This is a genomic window from Citrobacter sp. wls711 (assembly GCF_005281055.1).
Taxonomy (GTDB): domain Bacteria; phylum Pseudomonadota; class Gammaproteobacteria; order Enterobacterales; family Enterobacteriaceae; genus Citrobacter; species Citrobacter gillenii.
This window is the reverse complement of record NZ_SZXC01000065.1, coordinates 1-1,916: the sequence shown is the minus strand read 5'-3', so window position 1 is coordinate 1,916 and position 1,916 is coordinate 1. Positions and strand designations below refer to the sequence as shown.

2 protein-coding genes are annotated in these 1,916 nt (G+C 39.9%); both read left to right on the top strand.

All coding sequences use genetic code 11. The features are described 5' to 3' along the window. Nucleotides 1-619 (top strand): IS630 family transposase (locus tag FDW98_RS18915; protein ID WP_137398928.1); only part of this gene is annotated, 619 nt, incomplete at its 5' end. A gap of 429 nt (nucleotides 620-1,048) precedes the next feature. Then, entirely contained in the window at nucleotides 1,049-1,702 is a 654-nt protein-coding gene (locus FDW98_RS18910; RefSeq protein WP_137398927.1) for a hypothetical protein, read from the top strand. Nucleotides 1,703-1,916: the final 214 nt, after the last annotated feature.

Here is a 1,916-nt window from a genome sequence, read left to right as displayed (position 1 = left end):
TGCGGGGCTTGTGTGGCGAAGGGCCGCGCCAACTCTGCGTATCCGTGCCCCGCATAAAGATGAAAAGATAGCGGCAATCCACAAAGCACTGGACGAATGCAGCGCAGAGCATCCGGTCTTTTATGAAGATGAGGTGGATATCCATCTTAATCCCAAAATCGGTGCGGACTGGCAGCTGCGCGGACAACAAAAACGGGTAGTGACGCCGGGGCAGAATGAAAAATATTATCTGGCCGGAGCGCTGCACAGCGGGACAGGTAAAGTCAGCTACGTGGGCGGCAACAGCAAAAGTTCGGTGCTGTTCATCAGCCTGCTGAAGCGGCTTAAAGCGACGTACCGTCGGGCGAAAACTATCACGCTGATCGTGGACAACTACATTATCCACAAAAGCCGGGAAACACAGCGCTGGCTGAAGGAGAACCCGAAGTTCAGGGTCATTTATCAGCCGGTTTACTCGCCATGGGTGAATCATGTGGAACGGCTATGGCAGGCGCTTCACGACACAATAACGCGCAATCATCAGTGCCGCTCAATGTGGCAACTGTTGAAAAAAGTTCGCCATTTTATGGAAACCGTCAGCCCATTCCCTGGAGGCAAACATGGGCTGGCAAAAGTGTAGCGGTATTAGGCGCAGCTATTTAGGTTACGGCGGGTGATTAGTAAGATGTATGTTCAACGTTTTGATAACGTGATTACTGTAGTAATTCATTATGTTGGTATAGATGAAACACAAGCCATAATGATCGATATGGATACTGGTGAAGTACTCTATTCAGGAGTACAAGACAACAAGTTGAAAACAGTTGAGCATCTAATAAAAAATTATAGTAACGCATCTTGAAATATATAAAAGTCGTCATTAGACGGATTTTAAATTATGTCAATATCCAATGGATATAAACATGTAATAATATTGTGTGATATTTACAACAAATTAACAAGACTATGTCCTTATTAGGATTTTTCTTGCTTTTTTTATTAAATGGCTTTAGGGTTTTGTTTTTAGAGCTAGAATACATATTCTATATGAATAGTCGGGTATGACACTATGAAGATAATAAATAAAATGTTTTTCAGGAGAGCGATGATAGTACTATCACTCCCTATAGTTTTATCACTTACTGGTTGTCAATTTTGCCCTATTGGAGGGGGATGCGACGATATTAGATATAAAGATAAAGATGACTTTATAACGGGATATACAACAACAGTTGTAAATAACACGAAAAAAATTGTTCTTATAGGGAGTGATTATGACTACCTGGTTAATATAACCAAAGATCATTGGTATGACATACCCATAACTAATGATATTATATTGGATGATGATTTTAAATCTAATGATATTTTAAAGGATAAAGCCGATGTGTGGCCTTATCCAGAAACAAATTTCAGAATTGTTACAATGCAAAAAGATCATGGCGATGGGGATGGGCCTGGTTTTTCAGGGATGGCATATATATTGTTTGAAAGTAAAGATAAAGAAAGAATATCTAATCTTGAAAATAAATATAAATTTCCTGCTCCCCCGTGGAAATTTTATTGTAAACCAGAAAAAGAAGTTTGTACTTTACAGTTCCCTATAACAGGTGAAGTCTATAAAAAACAGGTGTTAAGATATTCATCTGCAATACACGAACTCCCTACAAAAGCACCAATGCTTTACCAGATAGCATACCATTCACATGCACTTTTGCTATAGCAGTGAGATACATCGGTTATATTCTCTTAGGCCGTCATTTGACGGCTTTTTTTACGTCTGTGAGTAAATACATCTATACATTGTTAGATAGTCTCAGGAGGCGTTATATGAAGGAATTGGTGTTAGTGAGTTGGGTAGCTTGCATGATGTTTAGTCCGTGGTTGTTCATTGCAGTAGGTATTGCACTAAATAGCTGCGCGGAATAGTAGATCAC

Coding starts and splice junctions, on each gene's coding strand:
- FDW98_RS18910 (WP_137398927.1), top strand. CDS start 1,049: ATGAAGATAATAAATAAAATGTTTTTCAGGAGAGCGATGATAGTACTA.